The organism is Diaphorobacter sp. JS3050, assembly GCF_013154915.1.
GTDB classification, from domain to species: domain Bacteria; phylum Pseudomonadota; class Gammaproteobacteria; order Burkholderiales; family Burkholderiaceae_C; genus Diaphorobacter; species Diaphorobacter nitroreducens.
Genome location: NZ_CP053553.1, coordinates 3,073,991 through 3,100,443 on the forward strand (window position 1 = coordinate 3,073,991; position 26,453 = coordinate 3,100,443).

The 26,453-nt window shown below is 69.8% G+C and carries 25 protein-coding genes and 1 tRNA gene; 8 read left to right on the top strand and 18 right to left on the bottom strand.

All coding sequences use genetic code 11. The features are described from left to right. Positions 1-41: 41 nt before the first annotated feature. A tRNA-Lys gene (locus tag HND92_RS14695) sits at positions 42-117 on the top strand. A 118-nt stretch (positions 118-235) separates the two neighbouring features. Here the strand turns inward: HND92_RS14695 and HND92_RS14700 are convergent. The 10 genes from HND92_RS14700 to HND92_RS14740 form a co-directional block, all read right to left on the bottom strand. Further along, positions 236-1,456, bottom strand: a complete 1,221-nt coding sequence (locus tag HND92_RS14700) for an NnrS family protein (RefSeq protein ID WP_172208081.1) — start codon at positions 1,454-1,456, stop codon at positions 236-238. Positions 1,457-1,518: 62 nt separating this feature from the next. Further along, complete coding sequence (locus tag HND92_RS14705) at positions 1,519-2,352, bottom strand: ATP-binding cassette domain-containing protein (protein ID WP_047349832.1); 834 nt, start codon at positions 2,350-2,352, stop codon at positions 1,519-1,521. After that, positions 2,349-3,140, bottom strand: coding sequence for an ABC transporter permease (locus HND92_RS14710; RefSeq protein ID WP_015914019.1), 792 nt, complete (start codon positions 3,138-3,140; stop codon positions 2,349-2,351). The genes HND92_RS14705 and HND92_RS14710 overlap by 4 nt, the downstream gene beginning before the upstream one ends. Before the next feature lies 1 nt (position 3,141). Continuing rightward, positions 3,142-3,471, bottom strand: coding sequence for a DUF2149 domain-containing protein (locus HND92_RS14715; protein ID WP_015914020.1), 330 nt, complete (start codon positions 3,469-3,471; stop codon positions 3,142-3,144). Beyond that, positions 3,468-4,013 (bottom strand): MotA/TolQ/ExbB proton channel family protein, encoded by a 546-nt coding sequence (locus tag HND92_RS14720; protein WP_172208082.1) that lies wholly within the window; start codon positions 4,011-4,013, stop codon positions 3,468-3,470. The genes HND92_RS14715 and HND92_RS14720 overlap by 4 nt, the downstream gene beginning before the upstream one ends. 13 nt (positions 4,014-4,026) lie before the next feature. Next, positions 4,027-4,164, bottom strand: coding sequence for a hypothetical protein (locus HND92_RS19400; protein WP_253940045.1), 138 nt, complete (start codon positions 4,162-4,164; stop codon positions 4,027-4,029). Positions 4,165-4,169: 5 nt separating this feature from the next. Next, positions 4,170-8,027: a cobaltochelatase subunit CobN gene (cobN, locus tag HND92_RS14725; protein WP_253940046.1), complete on the bottom strand. Its 3,858-nt coding sequence runs from the start codon at positions 8,025-8,027 to the stop codon at positions 4,170-4,172. Between the two features lie 94 nt (positions 8,028-8,121). Next, positions 8,122-10,074 (bottom strand): TonB-dependent siderophore receptor, encoded by a 1,953-nt coding sequence (locus tag HND92_RS14730; RefSeq protein WP_172208083.1) that lies wholly within the window; start codon positions 10,072-10,074, stop codon positions 8,122-8,124. Next, on the bottom strand, positions 10,059-11,198 hold the full coding sequence (locus HND92_RS14735) for an ABC transporter substrate-binding protein (protein WP_172208084.1): 1,140 nt from the start codon (positions 11,196-11,198) through the stop codon (positions 10,059-10,061). The genes HND92_RS14730 and HND92_RS14735 overlap by 16 nt, the downstream gene beginning before the upstream one ends. Positions 11,199-11,208: 10 nt before the next feature. Beyond that, positions 11,209-13,362 carry a TonB-dependent receptor domain-containing protein gene (locus tag HND92_RS14740; RefSeq protein WP_172208085.1) on the bottom strand — a complete coding sequence of 718 codons (2,154 nt, stop codon included), beginning with the start codon at positions 13,360-13,362 and terminating at the stop codon, positions 11,209-11,211. A gap of 75 nt (positions 13,363-13,437) precedes the next feature. On the opposite strand from HND92_RS14740, the gene HND92_RS14745 reads away from it, so the two are divergent. The 4 genes from HND92_RS14745 to HND92_RS14760 all read left to right on the top strand — a co-directional run bounded on the left by HND92_RS14745 (position 13,438) and on the right by HND92_RS14760 (position 16,646). Continuing rightward, a complete protein-coding gene (locus HND92_RS14745) occupies positions 13,438-14,178 on the top strand; it encodes a Crp/Fnr family transcriptional regulator (protein ID WP_253940047.1) in 741 nt (246 codons plus the stop codon). Positions 14,179-14,255: 77 nt separating this feature from the next. Further along, complete coding sequence (locus HND92_RS14750; RefSeq protein WP_041836083.1) at positions 14,256-14,648, top strand: DUF2946 family protein; 393 nt, start codon at positions 14,256-14,258, stop codon at positions 14,646-14,648. Between the two features lie 93 nt (positions 14,649-14,741). Then, on the top strand, positions 14,742-15,230 hold the full coding sequence (locus HND92_RS14755) for a copper chaperone PCu(A)C (RefSeq protein WP_172208086.1): 489 nt from the start codon (positions 14,742-14,744) through the stop codon (positions 15,228-15,230). A 180-nt stretch (positions 15,231-15,410) separates the two neighbouring features. Next, the gene (locus HND92_RS14760; RefSeq protein WP_172208087.1) at positions 15,411-16,646 is read left to right on the top strand and encodes a multidrug effflux MFS transporter; all 1,236 of its coding nucleotides are present in this window, start codon (positions 15,411-15,413) and stop codon (positions 16,644-16,646) included. 276 nt (positions 16,647-16,922) lie between these two features. Here HND92_RS14760 and HND92_RS14765 read toward each other — a convergent pair whose 3' ends face one another. Both HND92_RS14765 and orn read right to left on the bottom strand, forming a co-directional pair. Further along, positions 16,923-18,800, bottom strand: coding sequence for a DEAD/DEAH box helicase (locus HND92_RS14765; RefSeq protein WP_088886187.1), 1,878 nt, complete (start codon positions 18,798-18,800; stop codon positions 16,923-16,925). A gap of 282 nt (positions 18,801-19,082) precedes the next feature. After that, positions 19,083-19,661, bottom strand: a complete 579-nt coding sequence (orn, locus tag HND92_RS14770; protein WP_011806464.1) for an oligoribonuclease — start codon at positions 19,659-19,661, stop codon at positions 19,083-19,085. 38 nt (positions 19,662-19,699) lie between these two features. Between orn and HND92_RS14775 the strand changes: the two genes are divergently transcribed. From HND92_RS14775 to rsgA, 3 genes are read left to right on the top strand one after another with little or no spacing between them, the layout of a single operon-like run. Beyond that, positions 19,700-21,013, top strand: a complete 1,314-nt coding sequence (locus tag HND92_RS14775; protein ID WP_172208088.1) for a M48 family metallopeptidase — start codon at positions 19,700-19,702, stop codon at positions 21,011-21,013. After that, a complete protein-coding gene (locus tag HND92_RS14780; RefSeq protein ID WP_172208089.1) occupies positions 21,010-21,348 on the top strand; it encodes a 4a-hydroxytetrahydrobiopterin dehydratase in 339 nt (112 codons plus the stop codon). The genes HND92_RS14775 and HND92_RS14780 overlap by 4 nt, the downstream gene beginning before the upstream one ends. Positions 21,349-21,352: 4 nt before the next feature. Continuing rightward, positions 21,353-22,321 (top strand): ribosome small subunit-dependent GTPase A, encoded by a 969-nt coding sequence (rsgA, locus tag HND92_RS14785; RefSeq protein ID WP_041838880.1) that lies wholly within the window; start codon positions 21,353-21,355, stop codon positions 22,319-22,321. 65 nt (positions 22,322-22,386) lie between these two features. Here rsgA and HND92_RS14790 read toward each other — a convergent pair whose 3' ends face one another. The 6 genes from HND92_RS14790 to rpsP form a co-directional block, all read right to left on the bottom strand. After that, positions 22,387-23,373: a CobD/CbiB family protein gene (locus HND92_RS14790; protein ID WP_172208090.1), complete on the bottom strand. Its 987-nt coding sequence runs from the start codon at positions 23,371-23,373 to the stop codon at positions 22,387-22,389. Positions 23,374-23,451: 78 nt separating this feature from the next. After that, positions 23,452-24,135 carry a CoA pyrophosphatase gene (locus HND92_RS14795; RefSeq protein ID WP_103737507.1) on the bottom strand — a complete coding sequence of 228 codons (684 nt, stop codon included), beginning with the start codon at positions 24,133-24,135 and terminating at the stop codon, positions 23,452-23,454. A 118-nt stretch (positions 24,136-24,253) separates the two neighbouring features. Then, on the bottom strand, positions 24,254-24,637 hold the full coding sequence (gene rplS, locus HND92_RS14800) for a 50S ribosomal protein L19 (protein ID WP_011806470.1): 384 nt from the start codon (positions 24,635-24,637) through the stop codon (positions 24,254-24,256). Positions 24,638-24,750: 113 nt separating this feature from the next. Next, positions 24,751-25,518, bottom strand: a complete 768-nt coding sequence (gene trmD / locus HND92_RS14805) for a tRNA (guanosine(37)-N1)-methyltransferase TrmD (RefSeq protein ID WP_172208091.1) — start codon at positions 25,516-25,518, stop codon at positions 24,751-24,753. An 18-nt stretch (positions 25,519-25,536) separates the two neighbouring features. Beyond that, positions 25,537-26,109: a ribosome maturation factor RimM gene (gene rimM / locus HND92_RS14810; protein ID WP_047349845.1), complete on the bottom strand. Its 573-nt coding sequence runs from the start codon at positions 26,107-26,109 to the stop codon at positions 25,537-25,539. Positions 26,110-26,198: 89 nt separating this feature from the next. Then, entirely contained in the window at positions 26,199-26,450 is a 252-nt protein-coding gene (gene rpsP, locus HND92_RS14815; protein ID WP_011806473.1) for a 30S ribosomal protein S16, read from the bottom strand. Between the last annotated feature and the right edge of the window lie 3 nt (positions 26,451-26,453).

Sequence of the window (26,453 nt, forward strand, 5' to 3'; positions counted from 1 at the left end):
AATCCATGGCTGTGCTGCAACGCGGCACCTCTGAAAAGAGAGGGCTCTTAGCTCAGTTGGTAGAGCAGCGGACTCTTAATCCGTTGGTCGAGTGTTCGAGTCACTCAGGGCCCACCAAAGACAGCCAAGCCGAATCCGCACCGCGGATTCGGCTTTTTTCATGGCGATCTGGGCTCCACCCCAGCCCGGCTCTCCCGCCCCTTCGCCCGCTTGATGCGGGCCTTCTCCTCCCCACCTATTCAGGCCCATCGCACCCGTGGCGCCCATCGCTGCGCGGCCGCCACAGCGGCGGGCCGATGCGCCACAGAACCGCCAGGAAGGCCAGGCACCAACCTGCAGCCGCCAGGGCCAGCCAGCCACTTCCCCCGCCCATCCCGCCAGCGGCCGCACGCACGGTCGTCGCCGCCAGCAGCGTGGCCGCGCCCAGGGGCACCCACCGCCCGGGGTCCGGCGCGAGTCCGGCGTGGGCACGCCCGGCAATGGCGATCACCACGTAAATGCCCAGCCCCACGGTGCCCATGCCCATCAGGTGCCGGCCTGCAGCGGTACCGGGAAGGACACCCAGATGCGCCAGCCCCAGCGCGCCATAGCCCAGGGCCATGCAGGCGTACATCGCGTAGAGCAGCAGCGGAAACCGCCGACGCCACAGAGCGGCACCGACATGCCAGTCGCCCATCAGGTGAAAGACCGCCGCCGAGGCAGCCAGCGCCAGCCAGCCCGCCAGCGCGCTCGCCGGGCGCAGGAACTCGGCCGCGGTGTACAACGTGATGCACAGTGCCGCCAGGTGGCGCCGCGGCGGGCGGGCCACGTAGGGCGTAGCACCCGGCGTGACCTGCTCGATGGCGCGGTTCACGATGCGCATCGAAATGCGGCTGACCGCCACCACGATGAGCAACATGAGCACGCCCAGCGCCGCATGCAGCCACCGCAGCCCCGCCATGCCGCGCAGCGCATCGGCGTAGAAGCCCGCCGCCGTTCCTGCCAGAGCCAGCAGCAGCACGCCAAACGACCCGTGCCGTCGCCCTTGCGGGCTGCGCAGCGCGGGTGCCAACACCGCCAGCAGCGCCAGCGGCAGGCCCACCTGCGCCGCGGCCGCCAGCCACAACGCCACACCGCCGGCATGGCCTGACACCCAGAACCCCAGCCGGCCACACAGCCACAGCAGCACCAGCGCGCGCAACTGGCTTCGCGTGGCGCCAGGCCTGCCGGTGAACTCCGGCAGCGCCGTCAACGCAAAGCCCGCCACCGCCGCCATGGCAAAGCCGTAGACCAGTTCATGCACATGCCACACCAGCGGCCCGCCGACCACCCGGGGCACGGGCCAGCCCAGCGCCAGCACGAAGGCCCACCAGCCCAGCAGGCCGATGGCCGCCACCATGGTCAATACAAAGAAGGGGCGCATGCCGCACATCCAGATGGGATGGCCGCTGCGCAGCAGGTTCGCGGGGTGATTCATTTCAAAAAAAGGAGCTGCTCGCGCTTTCCCTGCAATGGCTGGCGGCATTTTTCATATCAATTTCAACAACCACTACGCTGCGGCCCGCCGACCATGGCGGCGGTGGCGTGCCACGTGCCCGCAGCCGCCACGCTGTCGTCCGCGTCCGTGGCGGAGCCCGCCCTGTCGGGCAACCCGAACGCGGCACGCACCGCGGGATGCTGCTGCAACTCCGCCGCGCAGCGGTGCACCAGCGCGTCGCCACGCGCTACCGCCGCGCCGGGCGGGTGGTAGCGCGCCACGATGCGGCCCGGCGATGCGGCCATCACCAGCACCTCGTCCGCCAGCCGAACGGCTTCCATCAGGTCGTGGGTAATCAGCAGCACGGCCATGCCGGTGTGTGCCTGCCGGGCCAGCAGCAACTGGTGCAACTGGCTGCGCAAGCCCACATCCAGCGCGGCAAAGGGCTCGTCCATCAGCAGCAGCGCGGGTGCCAGTACCAGCGCGCGCGCCAGCGCGGCACGGCTTTGCATGCCGCCCGACAACTCGGCCGGGTACTGCGCCAGCGCCGCAACCGGCAGGCCCAGGGCCTGCGCCATCTCGGCGGCCTGGCGGTGGCGCTCGGCTCGCGCGGCCCCTCGCGCCTTCAGGCCCAGTGCGATGTTGTCGCGGGTGGTCATCCACGGCAGCAGCCGCGGCTGCTGGAACATCACCGCGGTGGGCTGCAGGGGCTGCTCGATGCGGCCCTGCTGCGACGCCAGCAAGCCGGCGCACAGGTGCAGCAGCGTGGTCTTGCCGCAGCCCGAGGGGCCCACCAGCGCAACGATGCGCCCTGGTGGCACCTGCAAATCGATGCCTTGCAACACCATCGCCGGCCCGTAGGCGTGGTGCAGCGCCTCAATCTGCAGGCCGCTCATGTGCCCGCTCCCCGCCAACGCTCCAGCTCGCGCTTGATGGGCTCCAGCAGCGCGTACTCCAGCACCAGCAGGCTGCCCACGACGGCGCAGATCCAGGCCAGCGATGCGCCCGTGTCCAGGTGCGAGCGCGTCACCGCCAGCGCCGCGCCCACGCCGTCGCTGGTGGCCAGCAGTTCGGCCATCACGGCCACTTTCCACGACGAGCCCAGCGCCGTGATCCACGCGGGGAAGAGGTACGCCGCGACATGCGGCAGGTACAGATCGGTGAGGCGCATGCGCCAGGGCAGGCGATAGGCGCGCGCCATGTCCTTGAGGTGGTGGTCCAGCGTGCGCGTGCCCTGCAGCGCGCCGATGAACACCACCGGCAGGCAGGCCACGAACACCGTGAACACCGGCGTGCCATCCCCCGCGCCGAACCACAGCATGGCCAGCACCAGCCAGGCGATGGGCGGCATGCCCAGCAGCAGCGTGACCCAGGGCCGCGCCATCATCGAGGCCGTCATCGACAGCCCCGCCAGCAGCCCCAGCGCACTGCCCACGGTCACCGCCAGCAGCAGGCCGGCAAGCGCACGTCGCGCGGTCACGGCCAGCTCGGGCCAGGCAACGCCCGATTGCACCAGGCCCCAGAGGGTGGCGAAGGTGGTCATCGGGTCGGGCAGGATCAGCGGGCCATACAAGCCCGCGCCCAGCTCCCACAGCGCCACGAACAGCAGCAGGCTGGCAGCCGCGCCCCAGCCGCTCCAGAGGTACGCGGGAATGCCGCGCAGCCAGCGCCAGGCAAGGCCCATGTCAGCCGCCCTCCCCCGGCTCGGGCACGTAGACCATGGAGCCGTCCTTGAGCCGGTAGGCCACGCCGGCCTTGGCGCCCTCGCCCTCCCCGATCTCGCCGCTGGCGCGGTAGCGGTCGATCTTGCGGCCGTCCTTCACGATCACCTCCATGCTGGGCTGGCCGGGGTTCTTGATGACGGTGACCGATTCGCTGCCAAAGGGATTGACCGCACTGTTGGCCACCGCCAGCAGCAGCGCTGCGATGATGACCAGGAACACATCGATGAGGTTGACGACCGAGAGGATGGGGTCATCCGTCTCCGTGTCGTCCAGCAGGCGCAGGCGGCTCATTGCACCCCCTCCATCGCCAGCGCGGCCACGGGGTCGTGCACGGGCGCGGGCGCGGGCGGCTGCACCGGCGCACCCTGTTCGATGACGGCCAGGTCCACGGCATACCAGCGCCGGCGCACGTTGACCACGGCATAACTGATGGCCGCCGCCAGCAGCGCAAGAATCACCGCCGAGAACGCCACCATGAGGTTGCGCGAGACGTCGGCCAGTTGCCCGTCGGCCAGTGCCATGAGCGCAGGCCCCATGGGGATCATGGTGGCCACCAGGCCCAGCATGGGCGCCACGCGGGTGGCAATGCGGGCGAACTCCAGCCGCTTCGTGGCCAGCGCCTCCAGGTCGATCAGCGAAAGCGCCGGATTGCGCGCCCGCGCGGCGGCCAGTTCAAACCCGCCGGGCTGGCCCCGGTGGCGCTGCCACGCCTGCCATGCGAAGGCCCCCAGCGCATAGAACGCATGCACGAACAGCAGCGCGATGGCGATGAGCACGGGATAGAGGAAAAGCTGGCTGGCGACGTACATCGCCGATTCGATCGGATTGGTCATGGTGTATCGAGGTTCAATGGGATGGAACAAGGGCGCGTCGGCGCTGGCGCAGGGCGCCCGCTGCGGTGATGGCCGCAAGCAGCAGCCCCAGCGCGACCGTGGCCAGCGCAGGTCGGGGGGGCTGCACCGGCTCCACGGGTGCCAGGCGCATGCCCGTTACCGTGGGCGGTGGCGGCACGGGTTCGGGGCCGGTTCGGGCGGGGCCTGCGGCTCAGGCACCGTCGCTGCTCGCGGGGCCACGGCTGGCGTTGCCGTGGGACGCGCGGCGCGCGCAGGCGACTGCAGGCCGAAGCCCATCGCGGCGGCCTGCGGCGCCCCCTCGGCAACGAAGGACGCAAAGTGCGCGTTGTCGCTGCGCACGTCGAAGCGCCGCGACAGGTCGCGCCAGCGGCTCTTGAGCGTCTGCAGCGTTTGCGCATCGGCCTGCCAGTAGCCCTGGCGCGCGGCCTCCAGCATGCGCTCGATGGTCTGGGCCAGGGCGTGCGGGTTGTGCTGCTCGAACCACGCATCCAGGCCCAGGCGGTGCTTGTCGCGCACGTAGACGTCGGCCATCTCCTGCCACTGGTCGTCGCGCACGATCTCACGCGCCACGGCCGTCCAGCCCCAAAAGTTGTTGGTGGCATCCAGCACCTGCAGCGTGCCCGCGTAGCCTTCCTTCATCAGCCCCTGGATGTAGCCGGGGTGGAACTGGCGCGTCGCCAGCTCCTTGGCGAGAAACTGCGCCGCGCCTTCCACACGCCCGCTGCCCGGCCCGCGCAGGTTGCTGATGAGCAGCTGCGGAGCCTTGCCGTCGAGGTGGCGCACGGCCAGCGCAATGCCGCCCAGGTACTGGAACGGGTCGTCCGTGGTCAGCATGCCGTAGGTGTTGGAGCTGCGCGAGAGCACGGCGGCCTGCGTGCCGCGCAGGTGCTCGGCATAGAGGTTGCCCGTCCCGTCCTTGCCGCCGCGTTGCGCGGCAGGCAGGCTTCCCCACTCGGACTCGTCGGGCCCGTAGGCGTACTGCATGCGCGAGAGATAGAGCTGCGCGAGCTTGCGGTCGCCCTCGGCCTTGCCCTGCCAGGTGTCGGTGGCCAGCACCGCGTCGTCCAGCCCCGTGCCGTAGCGGCCCGACTCGGAAGAGAAGATGCGTGTCTGGCCCGCGCGCAGCGCCACGCCCTCCGCCATGCCGCGCGCGCGCAGCCGCTGGGCGATGGCGCGGGCGTTGGCCGCCACGGGGTTGTCGGGCTCGTCGGCCTGCGCGGCCAGCTGCGCGGCGCGCGCAAGCTGCTGCATGGCGTTGGGGAAATGGTCGCGGTACAGGCCGGTGGCCGACAGCACCACGTCCACCCGCGCACGGGCGAGCTGCTTGCGCGGCACCAGCCGCACGCCGGTGACGCGCCCGCCCTGGTCCCACACCGGCTCCACCCCCATGAGCCACAGCGCCTGCGCCTCCAGCATGCCCTGGTGGCGCATGGTTTCCACCGACCAGAGCGAGAAGGTGACCTTGGTGGGCGCGGTGCCGCCATGCTGTTCACGGTAGGCGGCAATGAGCTGCTCGGCGGCCTGCTTGCCGGCCTCCCAGGCCTGCGGGGTAGGCACGCGCGAAGGGTCGAAGCCATACAGGTTGCGGCCCGTCGGGTAGGCGTCGGGGTTCTTGAGCGAATCGCCGCCGTAGGACGTGGGCAGGTGCCGCCCCGCCAGCACGGCGAGCAGCGCCGGCAGTTCGTTCTGTGCGCCGATGGCCTGCCACCACTGCCGCGCCTGGGTCATGTGGTGTCGCAGCGGCGCGGGCAGCGCATCGTCGGCTTCGCCCTCCAGCAGATGGCGCGCCAGCAGGCGGTAGGGCACGGTCTGCGCCATGCGCTCGTAGTCGCCCACCAGGGCTTCGTCGATGTCCTCGGCCGGTGTGCCCGCATGGCGCGCGGCCGCCTCCCAGTAAGGGCGGCCCAGCATCAGCAGCACGGTGCCCAGGCGGTGCGCGTCGGCCGGCGCGGTGCCCAGCGTGTGCAGGCCCAGGGGCTGGGCGGTCTCGGCCAGTTCGTGCAGGTGCGCATGCAACTGGTTGACGAAGCCCGCGAAGTCGGCGCGCGCCTGCGCGGCGGTGAGGCCCATGTCGGCCACGATGCGCTGCTTCTCGGCGCCCGCCAGCAGATCGGCGGCGATGCGCTCCTTCACCGCACCCTCGTCCTGCGCCACCCAGGCGTGCAGCAGGTCGTGCAGCGCGGTGAGCCGCGCATGCAGCCCCGCGGGCTGAAACGGCGGCGTCTGGTGGCTCACGATCACCGCGCGCCCGCGCCGGCGCGCCTGCTGCGCCTCGCCGATGTTGTCGGCGATGTAGGGGTAGGCCACGGGCACGTCACCCACGGCCAGCATGCCGGGGTCGGTCACGGCCAGGCCGCGCTCCTTGCCCGGCAGCCATTCCTGGCTGCCGTGCGTGCCGAAGTGCACGAAGGCATCGCCCACGTTCCGCCGCGCCCACAGGTACACGGCCAGGTAGTGGTGGGAAGGCCAGGCGCTGGTGGAGTGGTAGAGCGACTTCTCCTTGTCTGCCCACTTTTCGCCACGCGGCGGCTGCGGCAGCAGCGCCACTTTGCCCAGCATGAGGCGCGGGATGACGAAGAACGCCTGGCCGCCTTCGCGCACCACCATCGACGAGTCCTCGGGTGCGCCCCAGCTCTTGTGCAGCGCATTGCGCGTGGCCGCGGGCAGCGTGGCGAGCCAGGCGCGGTATTCCTGCACCGGCAGGCGGTCGGCCAGACCATCGCGCAGCAAGGGCGCCAGCATGCCGTCGCGGTAGGCGGGCGCGAGCAGGCGCTGCAGCTGCGCGATCAGCGGCTGCTCGTCCGCGGCCTGGGTGTCGTAGCCCGCCCCGCGCAGCGCGGCCAGCGTGGCCTGCAGGCTGCGCGGCACGTTGAGGAACGAGGCCGACAGGTTCTTCTCCCCCGGCGGGTAATTCCAGAAGAACACGGCGATGCGCTTGTCGGCGTTCGCCTTGCGCTGCAGCGCCACCAGGTTGATCGCCTTGCCGACGACGGCGGCGGCCTGCGCGGCGATGGGCACGACCTGCTCGTCCCCCGCGCGCGTGGCGGCGGCCACCTGGATGTCCACCACGCCCGCGTACTCGGCCTGGGCCAGGTAGAAGGGCACGTCCATGAGGGCCACGCCCTGCGGGCTGGCGGCCCACGCGGCCTCGTCGCCCCGCCGGTAGGGCATGGCCTGCAGCACGGGCATGCCCAGCCGCGTGAACTCGGCGCGCCGCTCGTCAGCGTTCAACATGATCTGCGTGTTGATGAGCACGTCGGCCAGCACCGGCGTGCCCGCGCCACCGGGCTGCAGCACGCGCGTGACGCCGCCCGGGTCGAGCATGGGCGTGTAGAACGCCAGCGCCGTGGCGCCGGCGGCTTCGATGCGCGCGATGAGGTCGTCGATGAATGCCGTCTGCATCGAGGCGATGTACTGCTGGTGCAGGGCGATGGCGACCACGGGGCGGCGCTGGCCGTCCGTGGGGTCGACGCCCTGCGCGCGCAGGTAGGCGGCGGGGTCGGCCGTCACCAGGCCCGGCGCGCGCGGGTGGTAGATGCCGGTCTTGGGGAACACCACGGGCGGCGCAGCGGCGGCCAGCGCGTCGCGCCCCTGCAACTGTGCGGCCAGCGTGGCGAAGAACCCCTCGAAGTTCTGGCGCCCGCCGCTGGCGTAGTAGCGCACGAGCCGCTGCGCCACGGCCTCGGGCAGGCCGCCGCCCCAGGCGGGACGCGCGTCGTACAGCCAGGCATGCGGCACTGCCAGGGCGGGCAGCGCGCGCGTGAGCCGCGCGCGCACCTCGTCCTGCAGGTAGCTGTCGAAGAACACCGCGTCATGCCCGCGCCACAGCCCGCCGTCCACGTCGGCGGGCAGGCTGCCCAGGAAGCGCACCTCCACGGTCAGCCCGTGCGGGCGCGCGATCTCGGTCAACTGATGGAACTTGCCAGCCGGTACGTTGCCCGTGGCAATGAACAGCACCGATGCCGCCTGCGCCGCGCCCGCAAGCAGCAGCATCAGGCCCATCAACCATTTTTTAAGCAAATCGGCCTCCAACCCTTGTGTATCAAGCGCAAGCAGCTATCAAAACAATACCGCCCGCGCAAAGAGCTCAGAAATCCAGCCGCGCACTCACGAAGACGCGGCGGCCCTGCTCGGCATAGCCGAACGCGGGGGACTTCTCCGCCAGGCGCAGGTCGCCCAGGTTCTCCAGGCCGGCGCGCAGGTTCAGCCGCTGGTGCGCGCCCAGCGCCCAGGCGCGGCCCATGCTCGCGTTCCACAGCGTGTAGGCGGGCAGGCGCTGGCCGGAGCTGGTCTGGCGGCCCGTGTACTCGGCGCCCAGCTGCGCGTCCCAGCCCGCCACGCGCCATGCCAGGCGCGAGGCCACGCTGGTGTCGGGCCGGTCGGACAGGCGCTCGCCCGTGGCCTTGTCGCGGGTGCGCAGCAGCGTGGCGTCCATGCTCCAGCGCAGCGCGTCCGTGATGGCCCAGGTGAAGCCGGCCTCCAGGCCCTGGATGCGCGCCGCGTCGACGTTGTCGTAGAGGTAGGTGCGGCGCGTGCCCACCTGCTGGATCAGGCGGTAGGTGATGAGCTGCTTGACCTCGGTATGGAACGCGGTGGCGCGCAGCGACCAGGCCGGGCTGACCTGCCAGTCGGCCCCGATCTCGAAGGAGTTGGAGGTCTCCGGCTGGATGTCGGCGTTGCCCCGGAAGGTGTGCGGCCCCTCGGCGCCCACATAGTTCGGCGAGATCTGCTTGAGCGTGGGCGCCTTGAAGGCATGTCCCAGGCCGCCCTTGACCACCAGCGCGGGGCTGGCCTCCCACACCAGGTAGGCGCGGGGGCTCAGCTCGGAGCCGAAGATGCCATGGTGGTCCGCGCGCAGGCCCAGCGTGGCCAGCAGGTTCGTGCCCAGCGCGAACTCGTCCTGCACGAACAGGGCCTTGTGCGACACGTCGTCGCGGCCGTTCAGCAGGCCGGAATTCACCAGCTCTTCATTGCGCCACTCGCCGCCCACGGTGACCTGGTGGCCACCCCAGCGGGTGGTGGCGTGGCCGTCCACCACATCGTCCGTCATGTCCTGCGCCCGCGTGGGGCTGACGCCGTTGGTGCGGCTGTTGCGCACGCTGATCTCGCTGCGGTAGGCGCGTGCCTGCGCCTTCCAGGCGCCTATCTCGCCCTTCCACCCCACGTGCGTCTGGCGGCGGTCGAGGTCATAGCGGTTGGCATAGGGGCGCGTGCCGCTCACGTCGTCGTAGAAGCGCCGTTCCTCGCCATCGGTCACGCCGGCCTCCAGCCGGTGGCCGGGCGCCAGGTCCAGCTCGGCGTTCAGCCCCAGGCTGCGCGGCTTGCGGCCCTCGATCTCGCTGTAGCGCGGGTCCTCGCGCTGCGCCACGGCGTCGCGGTGGGCGTACTCGGCATTCACCGACAGGCGCAGCCGGTCGTTCAGTGGGCCCGCCGCAAACAGCGAGGCGCCCCCTTCGGCCGCGGCCTCGCCGCCGGCGGGGAAGGCGGCGTTGAAGCCCAGCGAGCCGATCCAGCGGTCGCCCGGCTTGCGCGTGATGATGTTGACCACGCCGCCCAGCGCCTCGGACCCGTACAGCGCTGACATCGGCCCGCGGATGATTTCCACACGCTCGATGGCCGACACCGGCAGCCAGCCGTACTGGTAGTCGGAATGCCCGATCACGTCGTCGCTCGCGCTGATGCGCCGCCCGTCGATGAGTGTGAGCGTGTGCTTGCCCTCCAGCCCGCGCAGCGCGAGCGTCTTGCGCCCCCCCACCTGGCGCGCGCTGAAGGTGATGCCCGGCGCGCCGCGCACGGCGTCCAGCAGGTCGGCCGCGTTGCGCTCGGCGAGGTCCTGCGCGGTGATCACGGTGACGCTGGCGGGCGCCGTGCGGGCGTCCTGCTCGGTCAGTGTGGCGGTCACGGTGACGGGCGCCAGGGCGGTGGCGGCGGGGGCCTCGGCCGCGGCCTGGGCACGCGCAGCGCCCGACAGGCACAGCAAGGCGGCCAGGGCCAGCGGATGGCGACGGCAAAGGGTCACATGGATCAAGTGGTGTGGCATGAACGTCCTGAGGAAAGACCGCAGTGGCTGGACGCTGGCGCCGCATTGCTGGCGTGGGGCTGGGCGGGAGAGTGGAAGAAACCGGAGTCGGGCAGCCGCCCGCCCAGCAGCGCAGGGTCGCGCGCGAGCAGTTGCTGGAAGAAGAAGTCGACCTCGGCGCGCGCCCGCTGCGCCGGCACCGCGTCCAGCTGGCTGGTGGCCAGCGCGTCGGCCACGGCGTCGGGGGTCAGCAGGTCGATGCGTGCGGCCACCATGCGGCCGCACTCCTGGGGATGGGCACGGCACCAGGCGACGGAGCGCGCATAGGCTGCGTCCACGGCCGCGAGCGCGGCGCCTTGCCCGCGCAGGGCGCCCACGGCGGCAATACCCGCCTGCGGGATGCGCGGCGCGCGCTGGAACACACGGCCCCATTCCTGCTGCAGATCGGCGCCGCGGTGCAACTCGGGCGCCACCAGCCCGAGGGGAAAGGACTGCGTCTTGCGCAGCGCCAGGGACACGGCGGGCTCCGACAGCAGCGCATGGCGCACCCGGCGTGTGATGAGCAACTGCATGGCTTCCATGGGCGTGGGCACGTAGCGCACGCGGAAGTCGCGCCGCACGTCCAGCCCCTGCCGGGCGGTAAGCAGTTGCAGCATCAGATCCGGCATGTCGCCGCGGAAAGGCACGGCGATTTCCTCGCCGCGAAAATCCGCCAGCGTGCGCCGCGCGCCATCACGCGTGACGATCCACAGCGCGCCCCAGGTGGAGATGCTCAGCAGCGTGACGCCCGCGCCACGGTTGTAGAGGTTGGCCGCCACGTTGCTGGGCATGGCCAGCACATCCGCCTTGCGGCCCAAGGCCATCACGCGCAACTGGTCGGGGTCGCGCCAGGGGGTGAACTCCACACGCTCGGCCACGCCCGCCAGCGCCTGACTCTCGGCCATGTGGATCAGGGGCGCCGAGACGATGGCTGGCGGCCCGGCCAGCACCAGGCGGGCCAGCGGCGCGGCAGGTGCGGCAGGTGCGGCAGGCGCAGCGGGAGCCGCCGCACCCCATGCCGGCAACCCGGCGAGCGCGAACGCACCCGAGGTCTGCAGCAGGCGGCGGCGGCCCTGGTCAACGGACTGCACAGGGTTCGTCAGCATCGCATCTCCCTCAGAACTGGTAGCTCACGCCCGCCGCCACGTTGCGGCCCAGGCCCGGCAGGTAGCCCGGCTGCGCAGCCGTGGCCTGGTTGCGAATGGCATAGCTGCTGGCGTAGCGCCGGTCGGTGAGGTTGTCGGCCTGCAGGTAGGCCGTCCAGGGGCCGCTCTTCCATTCCAGCTTGAAGCCCAGCAGCGCGTAAGCGTCCTGCTCGCTGCCGGCGGTGTTGGCGTGGTCGGTGGGCGTGTCGGTGGGCATCCAGCGCAGGCTGGGACCCATGCGCCAGACGCCCGCACCCGTGGCGACGCGCCACAGCACCTCGGCATTGATCAGGTGGCGCGGCACGCCGGCGATGCGGTTGCCGGCGTAGATGCCGTCCTTGAAGCGGAAGTCGCTGTACGTCCAGGAGCCACGCCAGTCGAGTGCGCCCATGCCCAGCGGCCAACTGCCCGACAGCCCTGCCTCCACGCCCTGGTGGCGCGTGCCGCCGGCGTAGTTGTAGGTGCCCACCTTGATGCCGTTGGCATCGGTGGTGCTCATGAGTTCGCCGGCCACCTGGCTGCGGTACACGGCGGCCGTCCAGTGCAGCGCACGGGCACCCTCGCCCCAGCGGCCTTGCCCGCCGACCTCGAAGGTGGTGGCGCGCTGCAGGTCCAGCCGCACCAGCTCGCTGCTGGCCGCCGCGGGCGCGTTGGGCGCCACGGTGGCGGAGACGATCTCCCAGAACGTGGGCGCCTCCTGGCTGCGGCTCAAGTTGGCCCACCAGCGCACGGCCGGCGTGGGCGTCCAGTTCACACCCACTTTGGGCGTGGAAAAGCTCCACTGCTGTTGCAGCGTGCGGCCGTCCAGGCGGCTGGCGGCGTCGCGCTCCTGGTGGCTCCAGCCCCACTGACCGACCAGCGTCCATGCCGGCGCCAGGCGCCAGTCGGCCGCCAGCAGCGCCTGCAGGTTGTCGGCCGTGAGGTCATAGGCGCCAAAGCGCTGCAGCGCTGCCCCGTTCACGGGGCTGGTGGCATCCAGATCGCGGTCCATGCGGCTGCGCGACCAGCCCAGCGCCGCGCGCCAGGCCAGGGGACCGGCCGTCTGCCCGCTGGCCTGCCACTGCGCACCTGCCGTGCGGCTGCGGGTGTTGGTGTAGCTGGTCTGGTTGTTGAACAGGTCGTCCGTGTCCTGCCAGTAGACACCCAGCTCCTGGCGCAGCGCATCGTCACCCCAGCGCGAGCGGTTGGCCAGGCGCAGCTGCGTGGCTTCACGGCGCGGGTCGCGGCGGTAGACGTTGAGCAACTGGTCCTGCGGCGTGGCGCCGTCGCCCATCACACCGCGCGGCTGGGTGCGCACGCGGTCCTTGGGCACGACGGTGGGGATGTCGAAGTCCAGATCGGTCCACGACAGGTAGGTGCGGTTCTCGAACCCGCCTGCGGCATGGAACCCCACGTTGGCATGCAGCGCATCGCGCTGCGACGCCGAATGGTGGCGGTAGCCGTCGTAGCGGTCGCCGCTCACGCTGATGCGCCCATCCCATTGCGCGCCCTGCAGGCCCACGGCGCCCTGCAGCGCCTGGCGGCCGAAGCTGCCCACCTCGGCGCGCACGCGGCCCCGCTCGTCGGCGCCCGTGAGCGACTGGAAGTCCAACTCGCCCCCGAGCGTGGTCGCGCCCGGGGTGAGCGTGTTGGCACCGCGTCGCACGCTGACCAACGCGGCGTTGCGCGGCTCCACCAGGCCGATGATGAAGGAGCCATCGGCGTCGTTCAGCGGCAGTCCGTCCTGCAACAGCAGCACGCCGCGGTTCAGCGGGTTGCTCTGGATGCCCGACCCGCGTATGGACAGGCGCGGCTGGTCCATGGCACCAAAGAAGTCCTGGATCACGATGCCCGGCTGGTAGTCCAGGGCGTCGCGCAGCGTGGCCAGGCGCGTCTCCTGCTGCGGAGTGGCCAGGTTGGTCCCGCCAGGAACGCGGTCCAGGCGCTGCTGCTCCGCCGCCACGGAGGGGCGCAGCGGCGCGGCCGCTTCGGCATCGCCCTCGGCACGCACGGTCACCGTGGGCAGTTGCGCCGGAGCAGGCTCGGCCGCCATCGCCAGCGGGCACAGCAGTGCCAGGGCGGGGGCCGTCGTGCAGGTCCATACACGAAGGCTGGAGCGGAAGGAAAGAAGAGGGTGCGGCGGCATGAAAGTGAGAGAATTTGAAATAAATGCGATTCATTCGTATTCTCAAAGCATGCCACCACATAACCGGAATATGAAATGACTTTTATCAACACGGCCCCGGGCGGCGCGGCGGACGCGCAACAGAGCGGCTTCAGAGAGGCGAGCAGCCTGTTGGGCACCAACGCGCTGCTGCAGGGCTTGCCGGCGCCGGCATTGCAGGATCTGGCCCAGCATGCCCTCGCGCGCACGCACCCCGATGGGGAAACGCTGTTCCACGAAGGCGAAGCCGCTTGCCACTGCCTGCTGGTGGCGCAAGGTGCCGTGGAAGTGCTGCGCTATGACGCCACGGGCGAGGAGCGCATGCTGCACTGTTTCACCCCCGGGCAGTGGGTGGCCGAGGCGGCCATGTTCATGCCGCACGGGCTCTATCCGATGACGGCGCGCGCGCAAGGCGCCACGCGGGTCTGGCGCATTCCCCGGCAGGCGTTGCGCACGGCGTGCGAGCGCCACCCGCTGCTGGCGCTGCGGCTGCTGGAATCGCTGAGCCTGCGCCTGTACCACTGCGTGAACGAGGTGGACTGGCTCACCAGCAGCAATGCGCAGCAGCGCCTGGCCGCCTACCTGGTGGCGCGGTGCAGCGAGGGCGGCGAGCCGGTCGAGCTGCCCACCAGCCAGCGGCACCTGGCGGCGCGCCTGGGCATCCGCGCCGAGACGCTGAACCGCCTGCTCGCCCAGTGGCAGGCCAAAGGCTGGATCCGCGGCGAGCGGCGCACCTGGCGCCTGTGCGATGCACACCAGCTGCGTCAACTCGCCGCGCCCGGCACGCGCACGTTCTGACGCCCTGGCCACAGGGCCGCAACTTGGGTGGCTGGCGGCTGGCCGGCGCGCCCTCACCCACCGATAATGCGCCCACCATGCACATCCTGCGCAACGCCCGTCACCTGGCACGCCTGTTGTTGGCGTGCTTTGCCGTGTCGCTGGGCGTGGCGACGGCAGCGCCCTTCGTGCAGGCAGGCCATTTAGAGCGCGTCTGCACCGCCTCGGGCGAGGAGCGCTGGGTTGCCGCCGGCGGCAACAGCGCGGTGGGCACCAACGATGCCTCCCACCCAACGCATGCGCTGGACTGCGCCCTGTGCCTGCCGCCCCTGCTGCCCGCTCTGGATGCACCCCCGTGGCGCGGCCTGCAGCAGCTCTCGCATGTCCCATCTGCGGATGTGGTGCGCCAGACCCATGTACCGGCGCTCAGCCGCGCGCCTTTCCCGCCGCGCGCCCCGCCTGCGGCGCCACTCGCCCTCGCACCGTTTTGAAAACGGCGGGCACGGGCCCCCGTGCACCCGCCCTTCTCCCGCATACCACGGCAGCGCTGACCGCCTGCCCCATCGTTTATTCAAGGATTTTTCATGTTCTCCCAATCGCTCGTCTCCCGCATCGCCGTCGCCGCCACCCTGCTCGTGGCCGGCGCAGCCCACGCCCAGGTCACCGTGCAGGACGCCTGGGTGCGCGCCACGGTGCCGCAGCAGAAGGCCACCGGCGCCTTCATGCGCCTGACGGCCGCGCAGGATGCCCGCCTGGTCAGCGCCAGCAGCCCGGTGGCCGGCGTCACCGAAGTCCATGAAATGAAGCTCGTGGACAACGTGATGAAGATGCGCCCGCTGCCCGCGCTGGACCTGCCAGCCGGCCAGGCCGTGGAACTCAAGCCCGGCGGCTACCACATCATGCTGCTGGACCTGAAGCAGCCCGTCGCCCAAGGCTCGACCGTGCCCCTGACGCTGGTTTTCGAAGCCAAGGATGGCCAACGCACGACACAGGAGTTGCAGGCGCCCGTGCGCGCCGTCAGCGCCACGGCCGCGCCGGCCATGGGCCATGGCAAGCCGCACGGCGGCCATTGAGGCTCATCCGGTACGGCTGAAGGCTTTTTAGACCTCTAGCGCTTGCACAGCAAGCGTTGACAGCTATCAATAGCATAGCTTCCACACGCGCCCATCGCGGGCGCGGACGAGGGGCTTGGCCGATAATGCGGCGCTTTGCACGGCGCCTGCGTTGCGCGCCCTCCCCCGATTTCCCACACCATGCACTCTGACGCGAAACACCTGTGGCGCGCGCCGCGCTGGGCACTGGCCATCCTGCTGGCTCTGCTGGGCATGGTGGGGCCGTTCGCCATCGACACGTACCTGCCCGCCTTCCCCGCCATCGCGGGCGCGCTGCAGGCCACACCGGTGCAGATGCAGCAGACGCTGTCGGCCTACCTGTTCGCGTTTGCCTTCATGACGTTGTTCCATGGCTCCCTGTCCGACAGCTTCGGGCGGCGGCCCGTGGTGCTGTGGGGCCTGGCCGTTTTCACGCTCGCTTCCCTGGGCTGCGCGCTGTCGCAGAGCATCGGACAGTTGGTAGCGTTCCGGGCGCTGCAGGGCCTGTCGGCCGGCGCGGGCATCGTGGTGTCGCGCGCCGTGATCCGCGACATGTTCCCGCCCACGCAGGCGCAGCGCGTCATGGCGCAGGTGACGATTTTCTTCGGCGTGGCGCCGGCCATCGCGCCCATCGTAGGGGGCTGGCTGTCGGTACACCTGGGCTGGCACAGCGTGTTCTGGTTTTTGACGGGCGTGGGCGTGCTGCTGTGGGTGGCCAACTGGCGCCTGCTGCCCGAGTCGCTGCCCGCGCACAAGCGCCAGCCGATCCACATGGGCCACCTGCTGCGCGGCTACTGGGAATTGGGCACCAGCCCACGATTCATCCTGCTGGCGCTGGCCAGCGGCGTGCCGTTCAACGGCATGTTCCTGTACGTGCTGTCGGCCCCGGCCTTCCTGGGTGAGCTGCTGGGCCTGGGGCCCACGGAGTTCTTCTGGTTCTTCGTGATCAACATCGCCGGCATCATGGGCGGCGCCTGGGCCAGCGGCCGGCTGGCCGGTCGCATCCCGCCCAAGCGCCAGATCCGCCACGGCTTCGTGATCATGCTGGCGATGGCGCTGCTCAACCTGGGCGCCAACCTGGCGCTGGCGCCGCATGTGTCGTGGGCGCTGTGGCCCATCGGCATTTTCTCGTTCGGCTGGGCCCTGATGGTGCCCGTGGTCACGCTGCTGGTGCTGGACCTGTACCCGCAGCGCCGGGGCATGGCCTCGTCGCTGCAGGCATTCGTGGGCGCCACGGCCAACGGCCTGGTGGCGGGCGTAGTGGCGCCGCTGGTCATGCATTCGGCCCTGGCGCTGGCGGCGGCCTCACTGCTGCTGATGCTGGTGGGGCTGGTGTCCTGGATCTACCTGCACCACCGCTGGCCGGACATCGGCCGCCACACCATGCACGTGGGCTGAGAGCGGCGCGCGGCCCCGTGTGCCGCGGCGACCGGCGCCCCTGGCGCCGCAGTCGTGCAGCTTCTGCATCTACTCGCCGGGCCGGCTCGGTGCACCCACCAACTCGCCCCTCAAGCCGCAATAGCCTGCCCTCCGAGAGGTCCACGGCCCCGGCCCGGACGAACGGGTTGTTGATCTCCTGCGCGGCCCCGGTGCGCTTCGCGGGGAGTTGGCGCGCAATAAAAAAGCCAGCCCTGGACGAGAGGGCTGGCTTGTCATGGGGTCCGCGCTGCCGGCTTAGCGGTCGTTGCGCGCCGGGCGCTTGCCGGCACCGTGGGGTACGAACGGCTTGCCCGCGCCCTGCGGCTTGGCAAACGCGGGCTTGCGGCCAAAGTCTGCGCGGGGTGCTGCAGCGTCACCGCGGCCACCACCATGGCGGCCGGCGTCGCCAAACCGGGAGGCTTCGCCAAACCCGCTCTTGCGGCCATAGCCTTCACCGTCGCGGCGGCCGCCGAAGCTGTTGCCACGATCGCCACCGCGCGGTGCGCCATAGCCCTCGCCAGAGCGGGGGGCTGCGCCGCGCGGGCCGCGGTCGGCAAAGCCGCCACGGTCATTGAAGCCGCCACGGTCGCCGAAGCTGCCACGTGGGTCACGGTCGCCATAGCCACCACGATCACCAAAGCCGCGCTCGCTGCCGCCGCGGCCAAAGCGCTGCTCGCGCGGGCCACGGTGGCCATCACGCCCGCCACGACCGCCGAAGTCTGCGCGGCCGCCTTGCGGGAAGCGCTGGGTAGGCTCCAGGCCTGCGACCACCTCGGCCTTGAACTGCTGGCGGCTGTAGCCCTCGATGTCGAAGATCTTGCGGCGGTCGCGGAACTCGGCAAAGGTCACGGCCAAACCGTCGCGGCCGGCGCGGCCCGTACGGCCGATGCGGTGCGTGTAGTCCTCGGCCTTCATGGGCAGGCCGAAGTTGAAGACGTGGGTGATGGTCGGCACGTCGATGCCGCGCGCGGCCACGTCGGTCGCCACCAGGATCTGCACCTGGCCATTGCGCAGCGCCATCAGGCGGCGGTTGCGCAGGCCCTGGCTCAGGGCGCCGTGCAAAGCCACGGCACTGAAACCTTCCTGCTGCAGGTCATTGGCCAGACCATCGCACTCCACCTGGGTGCTGGCGAACACGATGGCCTGGTCGATGGAGGCATCGCGCAGCCAGTGGTCCAGCAGCTTGCGCTTGTGCTGCGCGTTGTCGGCCCAGTACAGCATCTGCTTGATGTTGGCGTGCTTTTCCTGCGGCGTGTCGATCTGGATCTTCTTCACCGACGCGCCGTTGTCGTGCATCACCCGCATGGCGAGCTGCTGGATGCGCGGCGCGAAGGTGGCGCTGAACATCATGGTCTGCTTGCGCTGGGCGGTGAGCTGGTTGATCTCGGCCAGGTCGTCGGAGAAGCCCAGATCCAGCATGCGGTCGGCCTCATCGACCACCAGGAACTGCACCTGGTCCAGCTTGATCTGCTGCGACCGCTGCAGGTCCAGCAGGCGGCCCGGCGTCGCCACCACCAGGTTGGCATTCTGCAGCTTGGCGATCTGCAACTGGTAGGGCATCCCACCCACCACGTTGGCGATGCGCAGGCCCTTGCAGTGCTTGACCAGATCGATGGCATCGTGCGCCACCTGTTGCGCCAGTTCGCGCGTGGGGCACAGCACCAGCGCACCGGGCGTCGCCGCCTTGAAGTTGCGCGCCTGCGTGGGGTTCTTGCGCTTGGGGCGCTTCGGGGGAGCCTCGCCACGCGCGGCCGCCTCGGCGGCGGCGCGCTCGAAAGCGGCGCGCTCGGCGACTTCGGCCTCGGCCTGTTGGCGGATCAGCGTGTGCAGCACGGGCAGCAGGAAGGCCGCAGTCTTGCCGCTGCCAGTCTGGCTGGAGACCATCAGATCGATGAAGCTCGCGTCATCGCCCGAGCCCATGGCCAAGGGAATCGCGCGAGTCTGCACCTGCGTGGGCTCGGTGTAGCCGAGGTCGGCCACAGCCTGCACCAGTTCGGGCGCAAGGCCCAGTTCGATGAAGCCGGCGGGCAGAGCGGGCGCGGCGGTGGTCGGAGAAACAGGCGCCTCAATCGAAGCGGCCATAGGGGATTGGGCAGGCGCGATCTCGCCCTGCACGTGCATGGTGTCTGTCATGTCGTATGTATGAAGCGCGCGGGTGCAACCCGCGGCGGCTTCGTCAGTGGTTCATCAAAACATCAACCATCCAACGAAACCTGCACCAGCAGTGAGAGCTGGGCGGGTGGGTCATTGACGCAGGCACTGGAACGCTGGAAACCGTTCAAGGCCCGCAACCCATTGTGAGAAGGGAGATGCGCAAGGGCTGCGCGATGCGGCCAAACCTTCAGTCGGGTTTGGGAGTCGTTTTCACGCAAGCCTGCAATTGTCGCACGATTCGGGTTTTCCCGCAAACGGGGATCAAACGGCCAGCAGATGCGTGCGGTAGTGCAGTAGTTCATCGATGGATTCGTGCACATCGGCCAGGGCCGTGTGGCGCTGCGCCTTCTTGAACGAGCTGTAGGCCTCGGGCTTCCAGCGCTTGGCCAGCTCCTTCAGCGTGCTCACGTCCACATTGCGGTAGTGGAAGAACGCCTCCAGCTTGGGCATGTACTTCACCAGGAAGCGCCGGTCCTGCCCAATGCTGTTGCCGCACATCGGCACCACGCCTTTGGGTACATAGCGCGACAGGAAGGCGAGCAGCTCGCGCTCGGCATCGGCCTCGGTGACCGTGGAGGCCCGCACCTTGTCAATGAGGCCGCTGCGGCCATGCGTGCCCTTGTTCCAGGCGTCCATGCCGTCCAGCACCGCGTCCGCCTGGTGGATGGCGAACACCGGCCCTTCGACGCGCAGCGTGAGGTCGGCACTGGTGACGACCACGGCGATCTCCAGCAGGCGTTCGGTTTCGGGGTTGAGGCCGCTCATTTCACAGTCCAGCCAGACGAGGTTCTGGTCGGATTTGGCAAGCGCGGGAACAGTAGGGTTGGCAGTGTCAGACATGCCGGGAATTGTCGCCGATGGCCTAAACTCGCGCGCAGATGCAGCCTCCTTCCGCCTCCCTCCTCTCGCCATCCCACCTGACCACACTGGTGTTCGCCGGACTGCTGCTCGCAGGCCTTGCCTTGCGCCTGTGGCTGGCCACACGCCAGATCCGCCACGTGGCGCAGCACCGCGGCGCCGTGCCCACGGCCTTCGCCCACCGCATTCCGCTCGCCGCGCACCAGAAGGCGGCCGACTACACCATTGCCAAGGCGCGCTTCGGCCTGCTGGAAATGGCGCTGACTACCGCCGTGGTGCTGGGCTGGACGCTGCTGGGTGGGCTGGATGCGCTGAACCAGGCGCTGCTGTCCTGGCTGGGCGGTGGCATGCTGCAGCAGTTGGCGCTGCTGGCCTGCTTCGTGCTCATCGGGGGTGCCGTCGACCTGCCCGTCGCGCTGTACCAGACCTTCGTGATCGAGCAGCGCTTCGGCTTCAACCAGATGACCCCGCGCCTGTGGCTGGCCGACCTGCTCAAGTCCACGCTGCTGGGCGCGGTGATCGGCCTGCCGATCGCGGCGCTGATCCTGTGGCTCATGGGTGCCGCCGGACCGCTGTGGTGGCTGTGGGCCTGGGGCACGTGGATGGGCTTCAATCTGCTGCTGATGGTGGTCTTCCCGCTGTTCATCGCGCCGCTGTTCAACAAGTTCCAGCCACTGGAGGACGAATCGCTCAAGGCGCGCGTCACCGCGCTGATGCAGCGCTGCGGCTTCGCAGCCAAGGGCCTGTTCGTGATGGACGGCAGCCGCCGCAGCGCGCACGCCAACGCCTATTTCACCGGTGTGGGCAAGGCCAAGCGCGTGGTGTTCTACGACACGCTGCTCAAACAGCTGTCGCCCGGCGAAGTGGAAGCCGTGCTCGCGCACGAACTCGGCCACTTCAAGCACAAGCACATCACGCGGCGCCTGGTCGGCATGTTCGCCATCAGCCTGGCGGGCTTTGCGCTGTTGGGCTGGCTGTCCACGCGCACGTGGTTCTACACGGGCCTGGGCGTGCAACCCAACCTGATGCTGCCGGGCGTGCCCGGCGCCGCGCCCAACGACGCGCTGGCGCTGCTGCTGTTCCTGCTTGCAGCGCCCGTGTTCACGCTGTTCGTCACGCCCGTACTGGCGCAGCTCTCGCGGCGCCATGAGTTCCAGGCCGATGCCTACGCCGCGGCCCAGAGCAGCGGCGACGACCTGGCGTCCGCCCTGCTCAAGCTCTACGAAGACAACGCCTCCACGCTCACGCCCGATCCGGTGTTTGCGAAGTTCTACTACTCCCACCCTCCCGCCACGGAGCGCCTGGCGCGTCTGCCCGTGGCCTTGCAGCCATGAATTCGATGTTCCCCAAGAAAGACTGGTCCACACAAACCAGGCGCGCGCTGAAAGCTACTGAAATATTAGCAAAACTGGTCGATCTGCCGGGCTGGCAACTGTCCGGCGACGGCGCCGATGTCGCCATCGAGAAGACCTACCGCTTCTCCAATTACCACGAGACCATGGCCTTCGTGAATGCCGTGGCCTTCATTGCCCATGCGCAGGACCACCACCCCGATCTGTCGGTGCACTACGGCCGCTGCGTGGTGCGCCTGAACACGCATGATGTGGCCGGCATTTCGGCGACCGACATCGATTGCGCGACGCGCATCGATGCACTGCTCGCACCCTGAGCCCATGGCCCAAGCCCCTGCGCGCCTTGAAGGCCTGGTGGTCGCCAGCCACGGCCGCCATTGCGTGGTGGAGAGCGCGGGCGGCGAGCGCCGCATCTGCCATCCGCGCGGCAAGAAGAGCCAGGCCGTGGTGGGCGACCGCGTGCTGTGGCAGCCCGCCGCGCCCGGCCAGGGCCGCGGCCATGGCGACGAGGGCACCATCGAAAAGGTGCTGGAGCGGCGCAACCTGCTGTACCGCCAGGACGAGGTGCGCACCAAGTCGTTCGCCGCCAACCTGGACCAGGTGCTGATCCTGATCGCGGCCGAGCCTGTGTTCTCCGAAAGCCAACTCGCGCGCGCCCTCATCGCCGCGGAAGCGGCGCGCATCACGCCGTTGATCGCGCTCAACAAGAGCGACCTGGTCGAGCCGTTCGCGCGCGCCTGGGAGCGCCTGTGGCCCTACCGCCATATGGGGGGCGAGCAGGACACGCAGCACCACTACCGCGTGCTGCCGCTGTCGCTCAGCGAATCGGGGGCGGTGGACCGCGACATGCTGATGCACCTGCTGGCCGGCAAGACCACGCTGGTGCTGGGCCCCTCGGGCGCCGGCAAGAGCACGCTGGTCAACCTGCTGGTGCCCGGCGCCTCGGCGCAGACGGGCGAGATCTCGCAGGCCCTCAATTCGGGCCGCCACACCACCACCACCACCACGCTGTACTGGATCGACCCGCAGCGCACTACGGCGCTCATCGATTCGCCCGGCTTTCAGGAATTTGGATTGCGCCACCTCGCGCCCACCGATCTGGCGCGCTACATGCCCGACATCGCAGCCCATGCCGAGGGTTGTCGCTTCTACAACTGCACCCACCTGCACGAGCCCGGGTGCGCGGTGCAGGCCCAGGTGCGCGACGAACAAGACGCGCAGGCCATCAGCCCCCAGCGCTACCGCATCTATGGCGAGTTGTTTGCGGAGTTGAGCGAGAGCCCCTACTGAGTTTGAAGCGAAAAGTGGCTTTCGCGCTTATTCAGCAAGCGCTGACAGCTATTAAATAAGGAGCATCACCCCAGCAGCCGCGCGAAGGTGAGCAAGGCCAGCAGCAGCATCCACACCACGACCGAGCGCCACACCAGCCCCACCACGCTGCGCAGGTGGCCTACCTCGGGCTCGCGGCCAGGAGTACTGTCGCTGTCGCCAATGTCGGCGTCCACCTCGAAGCCCGGCTGCACCTGCGCACCTGCGCGGCTGCGCAGCGCCTCGCCGCCCAGGCGCACATTGATGGCCCCGGCGGTTGCCGCCAGCACCACGCCATCGTTGTCGTTGGGGAAGCGCTGTGCGTGGAAGCGCCAGCCCTCGATGGCCTCCTCGAAGCTGCCCACCACGGCAAAAGACAACGCCGTCAGCCGTGCGGGAAGCCAGTCGATCACCGTCCATGCCTGGGCCGCAGCCTGCTGCAGCGACTCGCTGGGCGGCTGCGTCGCCCCGCGCGCACGCGCGCCCCAGTAGCGCGACACGAACTCCGCCAGGCGATAGAGCACCGCCCCGGTCGGGCCCAACCCCAGCGCCGCAAGGATGGAGAACCACGCCAGCACGCCAAACACATGACGGTGCGCCGCAATCACCGAGTACTCGATCACGTGGCGCACGATCTCGCTGCGTGGCAGCTCGCTCACCTCCACCTGCTTCCACTGCGCCAGACGCGCCCGCGCATCGGCCGCGTCGCCCTCCTCCAGCGCGTCGCGTATCCCCGTGAAATGGTGGCTGAACTGGCGAAAACCCAGCGTCACGTAGAGCACGGCCACGTTCCAGACCAGGGCGAACGGCCACCCCAGCCAGTGCAGCAGCGCCAGGTGCACCGCCAACACCACCAGCGGCGGCACCAGCACGGCCAGTCCCCACGCCACCCATCCGTGGTGCGACTGCCCCGCGTCGAAGTTACGGTTCACCGACACCGCCCAGGCACGCAGTCCGGTATGGATGGGGTTGCTGCGCGCGAGCGGTCTCGCCTGCTCGATCAGCAATGCGAACAGGATGGCAAAGAAACTCATGCGGCAATCATACTGGCGCTTGTTACAAGGCCCAACACCGCGGGCGACAGCGCGGCAGCCTCGCTGCGGCGCCCCCCTTCAGGCCATCATGAAGCGGTAGAAGTTGCGCAGCATGCCAGCCGTGGCACCCCAGATGTAGCGCGTCGTCGCGCCGTCCTGGTAGGGCATGGCGAACCATTCGCGTTGCGCGCCTTGCCACTGCAGCCGATGGCGCTCGTGGTGCGCGGGGTTGAGCAGGAAGTCCAGCGGCACCTCGAACACGTCGGCCACCTCGTACGGGTTGGGCTGGAGCGCGAAGCCCGGCCGCACCAGCGCGACCACCGGCGTGACGAGGAACGAGGTGCCCGTCACATACATCGACAGGTTGCCCAGCACCTCGACCCAGTGCGGCTCCAGGCCCACCTCCTCCTGCGCCTCGCGCAGCGCGGTGGCGGCGGCATCGCGGTCCTCGGGATCGGTGCGCCCCCCCGGAAAGGCCACCTGGCCGGAATGCGTGGACAGGTGCGCCGTGCGCTCGGTGAGCAATACCGTGGGCCGCTCGCGCAGCACGATGGGCACGAGGACGGCGGCGTGCGCGGGCTCGCGTTCCGCGAACTTCTTCTCGCGCTGCACCTCAGGCGTCCAGGGCGGCGGCGCGGCAAAGCGCAGTCGCAGTGCCTCCGGCGTCTGCGCATGCGGGGGCACGGCGGGTAAATGGTCGTCCACCCCTACGAGCGGCACGGTGCGCGGATCGAAGTGAGGCAGCGAGGACAGCGAAGGCAGGGCCGCCGCAGAGGACGCGCCGACAGGACGATGAGAACTCACGGGGGTCAAAAAGAAAAAACCGCTACAGGCTTTCGCACTGTAGCGGTTTCGAGTCGCGCGGGAAGCGCAGCCGTATTTATGCGGCCACTGCAGCTGCCTTGACGCGCGAAGGCAGCTTTTCCTTGATACGCGCCGACTTGCCGCTGCGCTCGCGCAGGTAGTACAGCTTGGCGCGGCGCACGTCGCCGCGGCGCTTCACTTCGATGCTGGCGATCAGCGGGCTGTAGGTCTGGAACGTGCGCTCCACGCCTTCGCCGCTGGAGATCTTGCGCACGGTGAAGCCGCTGTTCAGGCCACGGTTGCGCTTGGCGATCACGACGCCTTCGTAGGCCTGCACGCGCTTGCGGGTGCCTTCCACCACGTTCACGTTCACGATGACGGTGTCGCCAGGCGCGAACGAGGGAATGGTCTTGTTCAAGCGGGCGATTTCTTCCTGCTCGAGGATCTGGATCAGGTTCATGGTTGGTTTCCGACGATCATGTCCGCGCCAGGATTGGCAGGGCGCCCCTATTGGCGCCTTTGTGGCTATGGTTCAGGCCCACAGCGGCCGGCCAGAGGATCGAGAACAGGCGATTATAGCAAGCTTGCGTTTTGCGCCAAGAGGGCCTCGTCCGCGCGCGTGAGCTGCCCGCGCTCGCGCGCGGCCTGCAGCAGGTCCGGGCGGTGGCGCGCGGTGATGAGCAGGCGCTGATCGCGCCGCCAGCGCTCGATTTGCGCATGGTGGCCGGACAGCAGCGGCGCGGGAACGGCGCGGCCGGCCCATTCCTCGGGGCGCGTGTAGTGCGGACAGTCCAGCAGCCCGTCCAGCGCGGGGTTGAAGCTGTCGAGCTGGTGGCTACCCTCGTCGTGCAGCACGCCCGGCTGCAGGCGCGCCACGGCATCCAGCAGCGCCATGGCCGCGATCTCGCCGCCCGAAAGCACGAAGTCGCCCAGGCTGATCTGCGCATCCACGTAGGCGTCGATGAAACGCTGGTCCACGCCTTCGTAGCGTCCGCACAGCAAGATGGCACCCGCGCCAGCGGACCAGTCCTGCACCGCGGCATGGTCCAGCCGGCGGCCAATGGGGGAGAACAGCACCAGGGGCGCCCGCGCCTGCTCGCCCTCGGCGCGATCGGCGCGGATGGCGGCCAGGCAGCGCGCCAGCGGCTCGGCCAGCATGACCATGCCGGGGCCGCCGCCAAAGGGCCGGTCATCCACGCGGCGGTAGTTGCCCTCCGCATGGTCGCGCGGGTTCCACAGCCGCACTGCTACCTGGCCCGACGCGTAGGCGCGCCGCGTCACGCCGCTGGCAAGAAACGGCTCGAACAGCTCGGGGAACAGGGTGATGACATCGAAACGCATGGCACGCGGGCAACCGCCTCAATAGTCGGGTTGCCAGTCCACGGTGATGCAGCGCCCCGCCAGGTCCACTTTGTCCACATACGCCGACACAAAGGGAATCATGCGCTCGTGCGGCTTGCCTTCGTGCTCGTAGGCTAGCACCAGCGTGGTCTGCGGCCCCGTGGGCAGCAGGTCGCGCACGGTGCCCAGCGCCACGCCCTCGCGGTTGACCACAGGCAGGCCAATCAGGTCCACCCAGTAGTACTCGTCATCGCCCGCCACCGGGAAGTTGGCGCGGGGCACGAAGATGCGCGCGCCGCGCAGCGCCTCTGCTGCGTCACGGTCGTCCACACCCTGCGCCCAGGCGACCACGGAGTCCGAATGCGTGCGCGCCTGCCGGATGGGCAGCAGCACGGTGCCGGTGAAAAAACTCTTGGCGCCCTTTTCCGCCGGCTGCAACAGCCAGGACTTGGCGGCGAGCAGGGCCTCGGGGTTGCTGCTGTAGGGCAGCACCTTGAACCACCCTTTCACGCCCCAGGCATCGGTGATGCGGCCCACCTCCACGGCGTCGGAGGGCAGTTCGGCGGTTTCCAGGACAGGCAGCTGGGGCATGGCGGCGGGATGCGAGGGTGAGGCAAAGAAAAAAGGCGGGGTCCGTCAGTTGCACCAACGGAGCCCGCCCTTTTCGGGAGTGCGAACGATCAGGCGGCCTTCTGGGCGGCTTGCTTGATCAGACGGTCCACGGTGGGAGAGGGTTGTGCGCCCACGCCCTTCCAGTACGTCAGGCGGTCCTGGGCGATGCGCAGGCCTTCTTCGCCTTCCTTGGCGGAAGGGTTGTAGAAGCCCAGCCGCTCGATGAAGCGGCCGTCGCGGCGCACGCGCTTGTCGGCAACGACGATGTTGAAGAACGGACGGCCCTTGGAGCCGCCGCGGGAGAGTCGAATCACGACCATAAT